Source organism: Microbacterium sp., assembly GCF_047972865.1.
Lineage (GTDB): Bacteria > Actinomycetota > Actinomycetes > Actinomycetales > Microbacteriaceae > Microbacterium.
The window spans coordinates 1-15,407 of the sequence record NZ_JBKEAY010000017.1 but is presented as its reverse complement, the minus strand read 5'-3'; the positions used below and the strand labels follow the sequence as shown (position 1 = coordinate 15,407).

Genomic DNA, 15,407 nt, shown 5'->3' with positions numbered 1-15,407 from the left:
GCGGGTACCTGCCTCGGATGATTTTCCCGGGGACGGGGACAGCTCATCCTTCGCCTGGTGCGGAGTACGCCCTCGGACAATGACGCCGGGGGCGTCTTCGTGTGTTGCGCCGGTTGTCAGACCGACGCGAACGCCGCGACCGCGTTGTGTCCGCCGAAGCCGAACGAGTTGCTGATCGCGAGCTGATCCCCGGCACCGAGCGGTGTCGGCTGCCCCGACAGGCGGAAGGGGACGTCGGGGTCCTGCTCGGTCAGGTTGATCGTGGGGGGAGCGAGGCGGTTCTGCAGCGCGAGGATGGTGAAGATCGCTTCCAGCGCGCCAGTGCCACCGAGCAGATGCCCGGTGGAGGCCTTGGTCGCCGACACCGGAATCTCATCGATGCGGTCGCCGAAGACCTGCTTCAGGGCAACGTACTCGTTGGGGTCGCCGACCGGCGTGGACGTCGCGTGGGCGTTGATGTGCGTGACCTCGTCCGCTCCGCGTCCAGCCGCCGCCAGAGCAGCCTCGACAGCGCGTGAGGCGCCGGCGCCGCCGGGGTCGTTGGCCGTGATGTGGTAGGAGTCGGCCGTGACGCCGCCGCCGAGCACCTCGGCGTAGATCTTCGCCCCCCGGGCCTTGGCGTGCGCCTCGGTCTCGAGGATGAGGACGCCGGCGCCCTCGCCCATGACGAAGCCGTCACGGTCGACACTCGCGGGGCGGGATGCGGTCTCGGGCGAATCGTTGCGCTTGGACAGCGCCTGCATCGACGCGAACGACGCGATCGTGATCGGGTGAATGACCGATTCGGTGCCGCCGGCGATGACGACATCAGCCAAACCTGCCCGCAGGTGCTCCGCCGCATTGACGATCGATTCGGTGCTGGAGGCGCACGCGCTGGCGACCGTGCGCGCGTACGCGCGCGCGCCGAAATGCAGCGACAGGTTACCCGCAGCCGCGTTGGGCATGAGCATCGGGACCGTCATCGGAAGCACCCGGCGCGGGCCCTTCTCGCGCAGCGTGTCCCAGGCGTCCAGCAACGTCCACAGCCCGCCGATACCGGTGGCGAAGTCCACACCGAGTCGCTCGGGTTCGACGTCGGGCGCTCCGGCATCCTCCCAGGCCTCAGCCGCGGCGACCATCGCCAGTTGCGACGAGGGATCGAGTCGTTTGGCGACCGGACGGGCCAGGATCGTGTCGGGGCGTACCTTGGCCTCCGCGGCGAACGTGACCGGCAGCTGGTACTGCTCGACCCAGTCATGTTCCAGCGTTCGGGCGCCGGACGCCCCGGCCAGCAGGGCCTCCCAGCTCTCAGGGGCCGTCCCGCCGATGGGTGAGGACGCGCCGATGCCGGTGACGACGATGCGCGAAGTGCTCATGGTGGTTCCTCGGGTTGCGCCGGTGGGGGCTGGCAGGCCCCCACCGATGTGTGGTTTACGCCTGGTTGGACGCGATGTAGCTGACGGCGTCGCCGACCGTCTTGAGGTTCTTGACCTCCTCGTCGGGGATCGTGACACCGAACTTCTCCTCGGCGTTGACGACGATCGTCATCATCGAGATCGAGTCGATGTCGAGGTCATCGGTGAACGACTTCTCCAGCGCCACCTCGTCCGCGGCGATGCCCGTCTCGTCGGTGATGAGCTCGGCGAGTCCGGCGAGAACCTCGTCGTTGGTGAATGCCATTGTGTCTCCTTGTTATCGGGGGTGTATCACCGGCCCGGGGCTGGGCCGATCTCAGTCTAGGTGCGGGCGGCGGCCGTTTTACGGAAGGACGACCACCTGCGCGCCGAACACGAGGCCGGCCCCGAATCCGATCTGCAGTGCCAGGCCCCCGCTGAGTTCGGGATGCTCTTGCAGCAGGCGATGCGTGGCCAACGGGATCGACGCCGCGGAGGTGTTCCCGGTCGTCTCGATGTCGCGGCCGACGATGACCGATTCCGGCAGCTTCAGCTGCTTGGCGAACTCGTCGATGATGCGCATGTTCGCCTGGTGGGGGACGAACGCGGCGAGGTCCTCGGCGGTGACACCGGCGGCGTCGAGCGCGTCGCGAGCGACCTTGACCATCTGCCACACTGCCCAGCGGAATACGGTGGGTCCTTCTTGGCGCAGAGTGGGCCACGGCGCCTTCCCGTCGCGGAAGTCCACGAGGGTGTGGTTCATGGTGACCGCGTCGGCTTTCGAGCCGTCAGAACCCCACACGGTGGGGCCGATACCGGGGACGTCGCTGGGGCCGATGACCGCCGCTCCGGCACCGTCGCCGAGGAGGAACGAGATGGAACGATCCGCCGGGTCGACGATGTCGCTGAGCTTCTCGGCGCCCACGACGACCGCGTACGTGGCCGCGCCGGCCCGGATGAGCGCGTCGGCCTGGGCCACGCCGTAGGCGAAACCGGCGCAGGCGGCGTTCAGGTCGTACGCCGCCGCCGGGTTCGCACCGATGCGGTCGGCGACGATGGCCGAGACCGACGGCGTCTGCCGAGGGTTGGAGATGGTCGCCACGATCACCGCGTCGACATCGTCCGGTGACACCCCGGAACGTTCGACGGCCTCCGCGGCAGCCGCGGCCGCGAGGTCGATCGCCGTGGTCTCGGCGACCGCGCGGGTGCGCGTGATGATGCCGGTGCGTTGGCGGATCCACTCGTCGCTGGAGTCGATCGGGCCGACGAGGTCGTCGTTGGGGACCGCGTTCTCCCCACGCGCTGCGCCGTACGCGTAGATGCGGGTGTGGGCGGGCCCGGATGCCTGGGTCAGGGTGGCGGTCATGCGTGTGCTCCTGTCAGCAGTGCGGCTGCAGCGTCGAGGTCGTCGGGGGTCCTCACGGCGACGCTCGGCACGCCGCGCAGCGCGCGCTTGGCGAGTCCGGTGAGTGTGCCGGCGGGGGCCAGCTCGATCAGTCCGGTGATCCCGGCGTCGGCGAAGGACTGCATGCACAGGTCCCACCGCACCGGCGAAGCCACCTGGTTCACGAGCCGGTCGACGGCGTCGCGGCCGTCCGTGATGTTCGCGCCGTCACGGTTGCTCCACAGCCTGATCGTGGGGTCTGTGACCGCCACATCGGCGGTGGCGGCCCGCAGCGATTCCACCGCGGGTGCCATGTAGCGGGTGTGGAAGGCGCCGGCGACCTGCAGCGGGACGACCCGGGTGCCGCGGGGGGCGGACTCCGCGAGCTGCGCGAGCGGGCCGAGGGCGCCGGCGGCGACGATCTGACCGCCACCGTTGTAGTTGGCCGGCGTCAGGTCGAGTTCGGCGAGACGGGCGAGGACGGCGGTTTCGTCGCCGCCGAGCACAGCGCTCATGCCGGTGGCCTCCCGGGCCGCCGCATCCGCCATCGCCCGGCCGCGAAGGCCCACCAACCGCATTCCGTCCGCCGCCGAGAACACGCCCGCCGCCGTCAGCGCGGCGATCTCGCCGACGGAGTGACCGGCGACACCGGCAGGGGAGGCGTCCGCGGCCTCACCGAGTGCCGCGTACGACAGCAAGGACGCCGCAACGATCAGGGGCTGTGCGACCCGGGTGTCGCGGATCGCCTCGGCATCCCACTCGGTTCCCGCCGCGAGGAGGTCGACCTCGGCGAGGTCGGAGTACTCCGCCAGAAGCGCTCGCGTCCCGTCGCGCTCCAGCCACGGGGACAGGAAGCCGGGGGTTTGGGACCCCTGCCCGGGGAAGACAGTGATGATCACGCTCTTCATCCTTCCAATAACCGCGACGCGCCCACTGGCGTATCGCTCACAAGAAACAAGGGGAGCTTTGTGCGCGCCCTACATCGGGTGCATCAGGCGCGCCGCGAGGCCGCCCCGCGCCGGCGGGTGACCTCCGTGCCGATGGAGCCGATGATGAGGGCGGTCTGGAGGATGAGCGCCTCGCGGGGGCCGGTCGCGTCCCACCCGATCACGTCCGAGACGCGCTTGAGACGGTAGCGGACGGTGTTCGGATGCACGAACAGCTCACGTGCCGTGGCCTCCAGCGAGCGGCCGTTGTCAAGGTAGCTCCACAGCGTCGTGACGAGGTCGGTGGAGTGCGCCTGCAACGGGCGGTAGATGCGCTCGACCAGCGTCGTCTTCGCGAGCGGGTCTCCGGCCAGCGCCCGCTCGGGTAGGAGATCGTCGGCCTCCACGGGGCGCGACGCGTGACGCCAGGCGCTGGCGACCGCGAAACCCGCCAGTGCGGCGCGGGCACTCACGTTGGCGTCCACGAGGGCTGGGACGGTCGAGCCGAGCACGAGGTGCCCGTCGCCGAAGCCGGGTTCGAGGCGCCGGGCGATCTCGGGGAACGCCAGCGCGGTGGCCTCATCGCCGCCCGCGGTGGGCTCCGACCGGCCGATCACCAGCACGAGCCGTGAACCCTGCACGCCGATGAGGACGTCCACGCCGAGCTTGCGTGCCATGCGCCGCAACTGGTCGACATCGAACTGCGGGGGTGTCGTGCCGACCAGAACCGCGACCTCGCCGTGACCGTGCCACCCGAGCGCCGCGATGCGGCTGGGGAGTTCCTCGTCGGCCTCACCGGTGAGGATCGAGTCGACGACGAGTGCCTCCAGTCGGGCATCCCACAGCCCGCGCGCCTCGGCCGCGCGGGCATACACGTCGGCCGCCGCGAAAGCGACCTCCCGGGAGTACAGCAGCATGCTCTCTCGGAGGTCGTCGCCGCGGCCGGCGACGCGTTCCTCCGTGACGGCGACGGTCACCCGGATCAGCTGCAGCGTCTGGGTCAGGCTGACGCTGCGCAGCAGCTCCCGCGGGGCGGCGGCGAACACGTCGGCAGCGATCCAGGGGGTCGCGTTCGGGTCGTCGTACCACTCGATGAACGAGGTGATTCCTGCCTGGGCGACCAGGCCGACCGCGGACCGCCGGGCCGGCGGCATCTCCGCGTACCAGGGCAGCGACTCCTCCAGGCGCGTGATCGTGGCTGTCGCGAGGTCGCCCGAGATCCGGCGCAGCCAGGCGAGAGTCGAGGCCTTCTGCGCGGAAGCGGGGGGATGTGTCATCGAGGTGGTCAGCTTTCGCCGCCAGCGTTTCCGCTCGTTCCCGCGTTCACGTCGAACAGTCGATACTTGTCGATCGCCTGTGCAGCCAGGGAGCGGTCGACCACGCCGTCCTCGGCAAGAGCCTGCAGCGTGCGCACGACCACGGACGGGCCGTCGATCTTGAAGTAACGTCGTGCGGCGGCGCGCGTGTCGGAGAACCCGAATCCATCCGCACCGAGCGTGACGAACCGGCGCGGCACCCAGGGGCGGATCTGATCCTGGACGGCGTGCATGAAGTCGCTGACGGCGACGATCGGTCCCTCGCTGCCTTGCAGCTTGTCGGTGAGGTAGGCGGTGCGGGGCTGATCGGACGGATGCAGGAAGTTGTGCTCGTCGGCGGCCAGCCCGTCTCGGCGCAGTTCCGTCCAGCTCGTCACCGACCACACGTCGGCCTGAACGCCCCAGTCGTCGCGCAGCAACTGCTGTGCTTCGAGCGCCCACGGGACGCCGACACCGGAGGCGAGCAGTTGTGTGCGGGGGCCGTCACCTGCGCCCTCCGAGATGCGATGAATACCCCGGACGATGCCCTCCACATCGACACCCTCGGGCTCGGCCGGCTGCACCAGTGGCTCGTTGTAGACGGTGATGTAGTACATCACGTCGGGGTCGGGGTGGTGCCCGCCGTACATGCGGTCCAGGCCGCTGCGGACGATGTGGGCGATCTCGTAGCCGTAGGCCGGGTCGTACGAGACGGTGGCCGGGTTGGTGGCCGCGAGCAGGTGCGAGTGACCGTCGGCGTGCTGCAGGCCTTCGCCGGTGAGGGTGGTGCGGCCGGCGGTGGCGCCGATGATGAAGCCCCGCGCCATCTGGTCGCCCGCGGCCCACTGGGCATCGCCGGTGCGCTGGAAACCGAACATCGAGTAGAACACGTACACCGGGATGAGCGGCTCGCCGTGGGTGGCGTAGGAGGTGCCGACATTGGTGAACGCGGCGACGGCGCCCGCCTCGTTGATGCCTACGTGGAGGATCTGCCCCTGCGGGCTCTCCTTGTACGCCAGCAGCAGCTCACGGTCGACCGAGGTGTAGTTCTGCCCGTTGGGGTTGTAGATCTTCGCGGTGGGGAAGTAGGCATCCATGCCGAAGGTGCGTGCCTCGTCGGGGATGATCGGCACGATGCGGTGCCCGAAGTCCTTCGCCCGCAGCAAGTCTTTCAGCAGACGCACGAAGGCCATCGTGGTGGCGACTTCCTGCGTGCCGGAGCCCTTCTTCGGCAGTGCGTAGGCGGAGTCGTCGGGGAGGGTGATCGGCACGTGGTGGGTGCGTCGCTCGGGCAGGAAACCGCCCAGTCCGCGCCGCCGCTCCATCATGTACTGGATGGTCTCGTTCTCCATGCCTGGGTGATAGTACGGGGGCAGATACGGGTTCTCTTCCAGCTGCGCGTCGGTGACCGGGATGCGCATCGAGTCGCGGAACTGTTTCAGGTCGTCGAGGGTCATCTTCTTCATCTGGTGGGTCGCGTTGCGTCCCTCGAAGTGGTGACCGAGACCATAGCCCTTGATGGTCTTGGCGAGGATGACCGTGGGCTGGCCCTTGTGCGCCATGGCCGCCGCGTACGCGGCGTACAGCTTCTGGTAGTCGAGGCCGCCGCGGCGCAGCCTGCCCCAGATGTTCTCGTCGGACCAGTCCTTCACGAGAGCGGCGGTGCGCTCGTCGCGTCCGAAGAAGTGGTTGCGGATGAACGCGCCGTCCTCGGCGCGGTACGTCTGGAAGTCGCCGTCCGGGGTCGTGTTCATGAGGCGGACGAGCGCACCGTCGACATCCGCCTTGAGCAGTCCGTCCCAGCCGCGGCCCCAGACGACTTTGATGACGTTCCAGCCGGCACCACGGAAGAAGCTCTCCAGCTCCTGGATGATCTTGCCGTTGCCGCGCACCGGTCCGTCGAGGCGCTGCAGGTTGCAGTTGACGACGAAAGTGAGGTTGTCCAAGCCCTCGTTTGCGGCGACCTGGAGCTGGCCGCGCGATTCCACCTCGTCCATCTCGCCATCACCGAGGAATGCCCACACCCGGGATTCGCTGACGTCCTTGATGCCGCGGTTGGTGAGGTACTTGTTGGTCATCGCCTGGTAGATGGCGTTGATCGGTCCCAGCCCCATCGACACGGTCGGGAACTGCCAGTATTCCGGCATCAATCGTGGATGCGGATACGAGGGCAGTCCGTGGGGGGCCCGCGACTTCTCCTGACGGAAGCCGTCGAGTTGGTCGGTGGACAGGCGCCCCTCGAGGAACGAGCGGGCGTAGATGCCGGGGGAGGCGTGGCCCTGGATGAAGATCTGGTCGCCGCCGCCGGGGTGGTCCAGTCCGCGGAAGAAGTGGTTGAACCCGACTTCGTACAGCGAGGCCGACGACGCATAGGTCGAGATGTGGCCGCCCACCCCCACGCCGGGGCGTTGCGCGCGGTGCACGGTGATCGCGGCGTTCCAGCGGATCCAGCGCCGATAGCGCCGCTCGAGCTCCTCGTCGCCGGGGAACTCGGGCTCGTTCTCGGGGGCGATCGTGTTGATGTAGTCGGTCGTGGGCACCTGCGGCACGTTCAGTTGCAGCTCTCGCGAGGTCTGCAACATGCTCAGCATGATCTCGCGGCCGCGTCCGGCGCCCTTGGCATCGACCAACTGGTGGAGCGACTCCTGCCACTCCGCGGTCTCCTCCGGGTCACTGTCGAGGGGGCCCTGCGAGTACGGATCCTGATCGTGAACAGTCACGGATGGCCTTTCGTCGTCTGGCAGATCGTGCCAGTAGTGGGGCTACGGATGCGCGCTGCTTTGTCGGGCAGTGACAACACATCGTGCATCAGCCTAGCGACCTCCATGGGCTCCGCGTGCGTGGGTTGTGCGTGCGCGCTCCCGGGATGGATTCGTTCGGTCCTCAGCCCCGCGGGGTCACCACCCATCGGTGCTCGCCGAGTGCCAGCTTGACGAGCCCCACCCGTGCGAGCATGGCCTTGTACTCCTGGTACGCGAGCATCGAGACCACGGCGTACATCCACCACCAGGCCCGTCGGCGAGCGATCTCGCGATCGGCCACGCGCCAGGTTACGAGCAGGATCATCGGCGTGGTCGACAACGCGAACGCCATCAGGACAAGCCCGCCCTCGCTGAAGGTGAGCCCGCCATCGCGCCAGAAGAGGAACGCGAGCAACGGCCACATGAGTGCTGAGATCAAGGGATAGGTCTCACGCCACAGCATGTGGAAGAACAGGCCGGCACGTTGGCGAACGGTCATCTCGTCGCCGCGGAACAGGGCGTTCGCGTGCGTGAGGGCGACCTCGGACCAGCCCTGCGCCCAGCGCAGACGTTGTCGTGTGAGGGCACGCAGGGATGTCGGGGCCAACTCGCGACTGATCAGTCCCGGGTCGTTGAGGATCCGTGCGCCGGCCCGCACTGCACGGATCGAAGAGTCGATGTCTTCGGTGAGCATGTTCGAGTGCATCCGCACGGTCCGGAGCAGGTCGCTGCGCCAGTACCCGTTGGATCCGGCGAAGATGCCATACCCGTGCAGCCGCTGACGCCCGCGGTGGCCGACGGCGTAGATCTGCTCGAACTCGACGGCGACCAGGCGTGTGATGGGTGAGTGGTCGCCGTTGCGGACGACGCAGTGACCTTGCACGACATCCATCCCCGAGGCGATCCATCGCCCGGCTCGGTCGAAAGACCCGTCGTCTGGTGTGTGGTCCGCATCGAAGATGCCGACGAACTCGCCGGTGACCAAGGCGAGCGCCGCGTTGACGTTCTGTGCCTTCGATGTGCTCCCCGCCACACGAGCGAGCGTGAGTCGAGGGTTGGCGCGTGCGAGGTCTTGAAGCTCGGCCTCGACGGCGAGCGGCTCGGGGGTGTTGTAAGCCAGGATCACTTGGAGCCCGCCCGCATAGTCGTGCGCCAACAGGCTTGCGAGCGTGTCGGCGATAGTGTCCTGCTCGTTCGGCAGGTAGGCGGCGACGATGGCCGAGGCTTGCGGCGGCGTGTCGGCCCACTCGGGCGGGTTCGTTCGACCGCGTGCGCCCAGCAGTGTCTCGATCCACTGCAGCGCGACAGTGATGGCGAGCACGGTCACCACCGCCCAGAACACGACCTCGGCGACGGGGACGCCGGCGAAGTGCCCGGCCGCCATCGCGGCGAGCGGTGCCGCGAATAGTGCGAGGAACAAGATCGCCAGGTGCCACAGTGTGTGCGTGGTCAGCCGAGGTCGCCACCGCCGCCTTCCGGCACGAACCGGACGAAGATCACGTGCTGCGAGCGCCCGGGAGGCGTGTTCGATCAGCGCGGTCGTCTCCAGCGCGCGTCCGCGGGGTGGCGCCCACGCCACCCCGACATCGACGTGCACCGTCTGACCGGCGACTGACAGCGGGCGATGCGCGATGGCCTGGGCGATCGCATTCAGACGCATGCTTCGCTCATAGCCGTTGCCGCGCCTGATCCGCAGGAACAGGAACCCATCTTGCGACCAGCACTCTTCGGTGTCGTGCATAAGCTGCCAGACCCTCGTCTTCGCCTCGGTGAGCAGCTCATCGGACGGCGCAGGATGTCGAGCATCCAACCCCGCCTCTGCCACCGCGAGCACGACCGTGACGTGGCGCGGTGCTGCGAGGCGAGCCGGGAGGAGTTCTCGGGGCAGCCGCGGACGGGTGCGAGCAGAACGGTCGGCGGAGGTGGTGGCTGCGGGTACCGCGATCGTCATGGGCCTACGGGCAATCCGCGGGCCAGGAGCCGCGCGCGGGACTCGGCGATGCGGCGGCGCCCCATGCTCATGACCTCCCAGCCCGACATCATCCAGCGCGCACGATCCACGCAGTTGCGTGCGTCGATGAGCACGCGGCGGTTGACGCGGTTGCCGAGGATCTCCGGATCGATGTGCTGGTACTGCGCCCATTCGGTGACCAGGACCGTGGCGTCCGCGCCCGTGACCGCCGTGAGGAGGTCCTGCTCGTACGACAGCTGCGAATGCAGTCGCGCCGCGTTCTCGATGGCTTCGGGGTCGGTCGCCACGACCTCGATGCCCAGCCCCTTCAGCCGGACGGCGACATCGAGCGCGGGCGAGTCGCGGACGTCATCCGATTCAGGCTTGAAGGCGAGCCCGAGCACGGCAACGCGACGCCCGTGCGGCTCGCCGCCGAGCGCATCGAGCACGAGTTTGACCACCCGCTCGCGGCGTCGCAGGTTGATCGTGTCGACTTCTTTGAGAAAGGCGACCGAGTCGCCGCGGCCGAGCTCTTCGGCGCGCGCGGCAAAGGCACGAAGGTCCTTCGGCAGGCAGCCACCGCCGAACCCGACCCCTGCGTTGAGGAACCGGCGCCCGATGCGCGCGTCGTACCCGATGGCATCGGCGAGTTCGGTGATGTCGGCGTCCACCGCCTCGGCGATCTCAGCCATGGAGTTGATGAAGGAGATCTTCGTTGCGAGGAAGGCGTTGGCCGAGACCTTGACCAGTTCGGCGGTTTGGTGGTCGGTGGCGATCACCGGTGTGTCGCGCTCGAGGAGATCCGCGTAGACGGTGTCCAAGACGTGCTTGGCGATGACCCCCACTGACCCTGACGGCAGCCCATAGACCAAGCGGTCCGGCGAGAGCGTGTCTTGCACCGCGAACCCTTCCCGGAGGAACTCCGGGTTCCAGGCGACTATCGCGCCCGTGAAGGCAACCGTCTCGGCGACCTCCGCTGCCGTTCCCACCGGCACCGTCGACTTGCCGATCACGACCGACGCGGGTTGCAGATGCGGCGTCAGGGCCTCGACGGCGGCGTGAAGATACGTGAGGTCAGCGGCTTGTCCGCCCTTGATCTGCGGGGTGCCGACGGCCAGGAAATGCGCGGGGCAGTCGCCGACCTCACTCATGTCGATCGTGAACCGCAGACGACCCGAGTCGAGCTGCTCGGACAGCAGCTCGGCGAATCCCGGTTCGAAGAACGGGGGGTGGCCGGCGGCGAGCATGTTCACCTTGTGTTCGTCGACATCGACACCGACGACCTCGTGGCCGAGGGCCGCCATGCTCGCGGCGTGGACGGCTCCGAGATAGCCACATCCGATGACTGAGATCTTCATTGGGGAAGTTCCTTTCCGAGAACGTTCGCAAGCAGCGTGGAGTAGGTCGAGGAAACGTGACTGTTGTCGGTGAAGACGACTGTGTTGCCGACGATCACCGGGCATGCCGACGTCGTGCAGAACCATCGGTACGGGTCGATGACGGTCGCCCCGGCCGTGGCTGCGGCGGCGGCGCTGGCTTCGCGGCGACCGTTGTCGCTATAGGCCTCCTCGGGTGTGAGGACGCACTCGGGCGTGTTTGTCATGTTCCGAGAGAGGCACGTCGGAATGTCGACCTTGGGATAGGGCGTGTCTTCGAGCACGATCACCTCGGCGCCGGTGCCGACCAGAGTGTCGACGCCCGTGCTGACCCCTGCCACCCACCGCTCGGCGAAGTCGCCCGGACGCGGGTTGAAGATCGCCGCTGTGGTGATGATCGTCGTGGGGTTCTCTTCCTCGATGCGCTCGAGTGCGTTCTCGCGCCACTGGTAGCACTCGCGGAAGTCGCGCTTGAGATTGGTGTTGATCAACTCGACGTCCCAGAACGCGCAGCCACCCTTGGTGAGGGATACCAGACGCCAGTCGCGTTGCTTTGCGATCTCGCGAAGTGCGGGCATCCACTGGTAGGCATGGGAATCGCCGACCAAGACGACCGTCTCGCTACCGTCCTCGGTGCCCCCGGCGACACAACTGCCACCCGGCTCGGCGCTCACGGCGGACTCCTGGAGCGAGACCATGCAGGAGATCCCATCCGCTGCTTCGAGGTCTGGCTTGTCCTTCGATGCCTTATCCAGCGACGGTGAGAGGTTCCCGGGCACCTTCGTCGTCTCGGCCGCGGCCTCGACCGCCGCGACGATCTCGTCTCGGTCAGCGGGGCTGACTGCCTCGCCGGTGCGGTAGGGGAGTGGGCCAGCGAAGAGCGCAGCCACCGCGACCGCGGCAGTGAGCGCGATCGCAACCGCGCCGACCAGCAGGCTCTTACCGGTTGACCGCTGAAGGCGCGCATCGGTGCGGAAAGGCTCCTCGATCGCGACGAACGAGAACATCGAGAGAACGAGGGCGAGCGCGCAGACGATCACGTTTTCGAGCACGCCCATCCGCTGGTCGAGGATCAACGGTGCGAGCATCAGCGCGGGCCAGTGCCAGAGGTACAGGCTGTAGGACAGTCTCCCGATGAACTGGAATGGTCGCCGCGAGAGGAAGAACTTCTCGGGCGCAGTCGAGGCCCGCAACCCGGCCGCGATCACCAGTGCCGTCCCCATCGTCGGCAGCAGCGAAGCGGTGCCGGGGTATGGCGTCTCGTCGTTGAACACCGTGCTGGCGGCGAGGATCATGACCAACCCGACCGCGACGACGAAACCGTTCTGCAGCATCCGCAGGCGGACGAGCCATGGTGCCCCGGCGGCCACGAGGGCACCCAGCCCCAGCTCCCAGGCGCGGCTGGGCATCAGGAAGTACGCGAGCGTGCTGGACTCGGCCATCAGCTGCTGCGAATACCAGAACGAGAAACCGCCGAACACTGCGATGGCGCAGATGATCCAGACACGACGGTCTACCCGTGGCACGAGCCGGGCGCCGATTACACAGACCACGAGGATCACAACCGGCCAGAAGAGGTAGAACTGCTCTTCGACCGACAACGACCAGTAGTGCTGCACGAGTGACGGCTCTTGATTGGCCTGATAGTCAACGCCCTCGAGCGCGAACCGGATGTTCGCCGCGAAGATCGCCGCCCAGAACGCGTCGACACCGACGTCGGCGCCGAGCAGGCCCGACACCATGGCCCAACTGACGATCACCGTGGTGATCAGCACGAGCGCTGCTGCGGGCAGCAGCCTTCGGGCACGTCGCGCATAGAAGCGTCCGATCCGGATCGTGCCGGTGCGGGCCACCTCCTGTGTCAGGTGCAGCGTGATCAGGAAGCCGCTGATCACGAAGAACACGCTCACGCCGACATAGCCGCCGCCCAGCGCGGGAACCCCGGCGTGGTACAACACGACCGTGAGGACGGCGACCGCGCGTAGGCCCTCGACGTCTGGTCGGAAGCTGCGGATCGAGGGGAGAGTTCGAAGCGCCTCAAGCGGGCGCTGTCCGGTGATCGTCATCGGTGCCTCCTCACGCGGCCCCTCGAAGCGGAACTGCGCTGCGTGAGGTGTCGAGCGCAACCTCGACCGTGGCCCGGGTTCCCCAACCGCGACGAGGAACCGGGCGAACGATCGCCACGTAGTACAGCGGAAGGAGCACGCACACATAGAGCGCTGTTCCGACGGGACTCGCCAGCCACGTGAGCACACGCTGAGCGAGCGGATCATGGCGGTGCGCGAGTACGACGTAGCGCGCGTGGACGAGCCCACCGACCAGCATCGCGAACAGCAAGGTGACCAACGCCGCGCTGATCGGAGCGGATCCGGTCACCGATCCCACCACGATGATGACGACGACCAGCCCGAAACCGAAGATGCCGGCGAGTTGCATCAGGGTGAACCAGAACTCGGCCGAGCCGACGGGGCGGCGCAGCAGCAGCAGCGTGCCCCAGCACCATGAGCGTGCCCAGCGCAGACGCTGGCGCGCGAGGTGGCCGAGCGTCTCTGGCAGAGCGGAGTAGGCGATCGCCTCTGGCTGGAATTCGTTGCGACCTCGCTCCTTGGCGAAGTAGGTCAAGGCGCGGTCATCGCCCGCCTTGACGGGCGCGCCGAGGAAGACCTGGTTCAGGTAGCGGTCGAGGTTCTCACGCACCACATCGGCACGGTATGCGGCGATGATCCCGCAGTTCACCCGCACCGCGCCGAAGAACCCTTCGGCCATCCGCCCCTGCAGCGACGACATCGTGAAACTCAGATCGACGACACGGGTGAGGAGGTTCTTTCTGTAGTTCATGCCGGTGGGAAGCCCCGCGACGCTTTGTACCTCACGGCGTGAGAAGGGCACGAGCAGCTTCTCCACGGCGTGGGAATCGAGGTAGGTGTCGGAGTCGATCGTGATGAACACGTCGGCATCGGAGGCCTCGAAAGCGACAGATTGCGCCCAGCGCTTGCCCCGGTTGGTCTGGCGGATCGGATGGATCTCGATGCCGGCCTCCGCCGCGGCAGCCAGTGCGCGGCGCACCGGATCGGTCTCGAGCACGAGGAACGGCTGCCCATCCTGCTGGGAGCCGTCGTCGATGACCCAGACCGCGCGCGGCAGCATGGTCTGCGTGGTGATCGAGCGCAGCCCCGCCGCGAGCAGGTCGGGGTCTTCGTTGTACACGGGGATCACGATGTCGGCGCGCAGGCCGCTCAGGTCGAATCCCTCGGCCACGACGTGCGGGGGGGCAGCGACCGCGGCGAGCAGCTTCAGCATCAGATGGCAGAAGAGCACGACTTGCAGCAGCGCCAGGTTGATGAACTGCGTGACGGTGACAGCGTGGCCGACCATCAGAACCGCGACGGCGGCCAGAATCCCGATGGTCACCGCGATCTCGAGCGGACTTCTTCTGTGCATGTGCATTCTCCTCAACACGCGGCAACGCGGCGTGGTGGTCGGTAGGCGCGACGGCGCCGAAGGTGAGCGAAACCGCACGCCGTGCCAGCGAGTGCGGCCTGGCGCGCGAGTATGCGATGCGGCGAGACCGAGCCGACGCGTGTGCGCGTCCGCTGGTTCAGCCGAGATCGGCGAAGAAGCCGAGTTTCAGAGGCGACCGAGGCGCGTGAAACGCGAAAGCGCGAGGACCCCGCAGATGGCCGTCAACAGGGCTCCCAAAGCCCACGACCCACCAAACAGCACCCCGTTGAGAACAGATTGAAACTGCGCAATGTCGAATGACATGTCGACCCCCCCTGAGTCGTAACGATCGTCGGAATCGACTCTTGAGAATCGAGTCGACGACATCGGTAACGAGACTTCACGACTAGCATGCAGTCGCTCTCCCCCTTGCGGTGACCAGTAAAACACGCACGGGATCTGCTCGGCGCCGAATATGACGTTTTGTTACGCGCATCGGCCTCAAACATTGGAGATATTTCATTCTTGGTGTAGGGGGCGAACACCACCTCGCCGATGGAACTGTCGCGAGTCCACACGATCGCGCGAACGCGATGTGCGCGCGTTCTCGTAGACTGGACCGGTCCGGGCCTTTAGCTCAGCTGGTAGAGCGCCACGTTTACACCGTGGATGTCGTCGGTTCGATCCCGGCAGGGCCCACCGGATCGGACGTACTAGTACTACAGTCGCGTTTATTTTGCGTGACGTGGCGCGTTGACGCGGTTGTGGGTGGGGATCGTGTTAACCCTTGGTGGTGGGTGACGATATTGGTGTGGCGGATGTGCGGGAGTGGGTGGCGGGGCTGGATGAGGTCGCGGGCCTGATTGGTCCGCGGTTCGCGCGTTCGGAGCCGCGCAGGAGCGCTGTCGCGTATCTGCGGG

General features: G+C 67.5%; 10 protein-coding genes and 1 tRNA gene. 1 reads left to right on the top strand and 10 read right to left on the bottom strand.

Annotated elements, in window-relative coordinates; genetic code table 11:
- Positions 1 to 116 precede the first annotated feature (116 nt).
- The 10 genes from ACK5KK_RS00965 to ACK5KK_RS00920 all read right to left on the bottom strand — a co-directional run bounded on the left by ACK5KK_RS00965 (position 117) and on the right by ACK5KK_RS00920 (position 14,487).
- Complete coding sequence (locus ACK5KK_RS00965) at positions 117 to 1,355, bottom strand: beta-ketoacyl-[acyl-carrier-protein] synthase family protein (RefSeq protein ID WP_416888221.1); 1,239 nt, start codon at positions 1,353 to 1,355, stop codon at positions 117 to 119.
- A gap of 55 nt (positions 1,356 to 1,410) precedes the next feature.
- Positions 1,411 to 1,659: an acyl carrier protein gene (locus ACK5KK_RS00960; RefSeq protein WP_416888220.1), complete on the bottom strand. Its 249-nt coding sequence runs from the start codon at positions 1,657 to 1,659 to the stop codon at positions 1,411 to 1,413.
- Positions 1,660 to 1,737: 78 nt separating this feature from the next.
- Positions 1,738 to 2,739, bottom strand: a complete 1,002-nt coding sequence (locus ACK5KK_RS00955; RefSeq protein WP_416888219.1) for a beta-ketoacyl-ACP synthase III — start codon at positions 2,737 to 2,739, stop codon at positions 1,738 to 1,740.
- Positions 2,736 to 3,656: an ACP S-malonyltransferase gene (locus ACK5KK_RS00950; RefSeq protein WP_416888218.1), complete on the bottom strand. Its 921-nt coding sequence runs from the start codon at positions 3,654 to 3,656 to the stop codon at positions 2,736 to 2,738. Before ACK5KK_RS00950 ends, ACK5KK_RS00955 begins: the two co-directional genes overlap by 4 nt.
- 92 nt (positions 3,657 to 3,748) lie before the next feature.
- Complete coding sequence (locus ACK5KK_RS00945) at positions 3,749 to 4,960, bottom strand: PucR family transcriptional regulator (protein ID WP_416888217.1); 1,212 nt, start codon at positions 4,958 to 4,960, stop codon at positions 3,749 to 3,751.
- Positions 4,961 to 4,968: 8 nt separating this feature from the next.
- Complete coding sequence (gene aceE / locus ACK5KK_RS00940) at positions 4,969 to 7,698, bottom strand: pyruvate dehydrogenase (acetyl-transferring), homodimeric type (RefSeq protein ID WP_416888216.1); 2,730 nt, start codon at positions 7,696 to 7,698, stop codon at positions 4,969 to 4,971.
- A 163-nt stretch (positions 7,699 to 7,861) separates the two neighbouring features.
- Positions 7,862 to 9,670 carry a glycosyltransferase family 2 protein gene (locus tag ACK5KK_RS00935; protein WP_416888215.1) on the bottom strand — a complete coding sequence of 603 codons (1,809 nt, stop codon included), beginning with the start codon at positions 9,668 to 9,670 and terminating at the stop codon, positions 7,862 to 7,864.
- Positions 9,667 to 11,028 carry a UDP-glucose dehydrogenase family protein gene (locus ACK5KK_RS00930; RefSeq protein WP_416888214.1) on the bottom strand — a complete coding sequence of 454 codons (1,362 nt, stop codon included), beginning with the start codon at positions 11,026 to 11,028 and terminating at the stop codon, positions 9,667 to 9,669. Before ACK5KK_RS00930 ends, ACK5KK_RS00935 begins: the two co-directional genes overlap by 4 nt.
- Positions 11,025 to 13,112, bottom strand: a complete 2,088-nt coding sequence (locus ACK5KK_RS00925; protein ID WP_416888213.1) for an acyltransferase family protein — start codon at positions 13,110 to 13,112, stop codon at positions 11,025 to 11,027. The genes ACK5KK_RS00930 and ACK5KK_RS00925 overlap by 4 nt, the downstream gene beginning before the upstream one ends.
- 10 nt (positions 13,113 to 13,122) lie before the next feature.
- Positions 13,123 to 14,487 carry a glycosyltransferase gene (locus ACK5KK_RS00920; protein WP_416888212.1) on the bottom strand — a complete coding sequence of 455 codons (1,365 nt, stop codon included), beginning with the start codon at positions 14,485 to 14,487 and terminating at the stop codon, positions 13,123 to 13,125.
- 626 nt (positions 14,488 to 15,113) lie between these two features.
- Between ACK5KK_RS00920 and ACK5KK_RS00915 the strand changes: the two genes are divergently transcribed.
- Positions 15,114 to 15,186, top strand: a tRNA-Val gene (locus tag ACK5KK_RS00915).
- Positions 15,187 to 15,407: the final 221 nt, after the last annotated feature.

What these genes read in the sequence shown, in the direction of transcription:
- ACK5KK_RS00945 (WP_416888217.1), bottom strand. Translation starts at nt 4,960, where the DNA reads ATGACACATCCCCCCGCTTCCGCGCAGAAGGCCTCGACTCTCGCCTGG.
- ACK5KK_RS00930 (WP_416888214.1), bottom strand. Translation starts at nt 11,028, where the DNA reads ATGAAGATCTCAGTCATCGGATGTGGCTATCTCGGAGCCGTCCACGCC.
- ACK5KK_RS00965 (WP_416888221.1), bottom strand. Translation starts at nt 1,355, where the DNA reads ATGAGCACTTCGCGCATCGTCGTCACCGGCATCGGCGCGTCCTCACCC.
- ACK5KK_RS00955 (WP_416888219.1), bottom strand. Translation starts at nt 2,739, where the DNA reads ATGACCGCCACCCTGACCCAGGCATCCGGGCCCGCCCACACCCGCATC.
- ACK5KK_RS00935 (WP_416888215.1), bottom strand. Translation starts at nt 9,670, where the DNA reads ATGACGATCGCGGTACCCGCAGCCACCACCTCCGCCGACCGTTCTGCT.
- ACK5KK_RS00960 (WP_416888220.1), bottom strand. Translation starts at nt 1,659, where the DNA reads ATGGCATTCACCAACGACGAGGTTCTCGCCGGACTCGCCGAGCTCATC.
- ACK5KK_RS00920 (WP_416888212.1), bottom strand. Translation starts at nt 14,487, where the DNA reads ATGCACAGAAGAAGTCCGCTCGAGATCGCGGTGACCATCGGGATTCTG.
- ACK5KK_RS00925 (WP_416888213.1), bottom strand. Translation starts at nt 13,112, where the DNA reads ATGACGATCACCGGACAGCGCCCGCTTGAGGCGCTTCGAACTCTCCCC.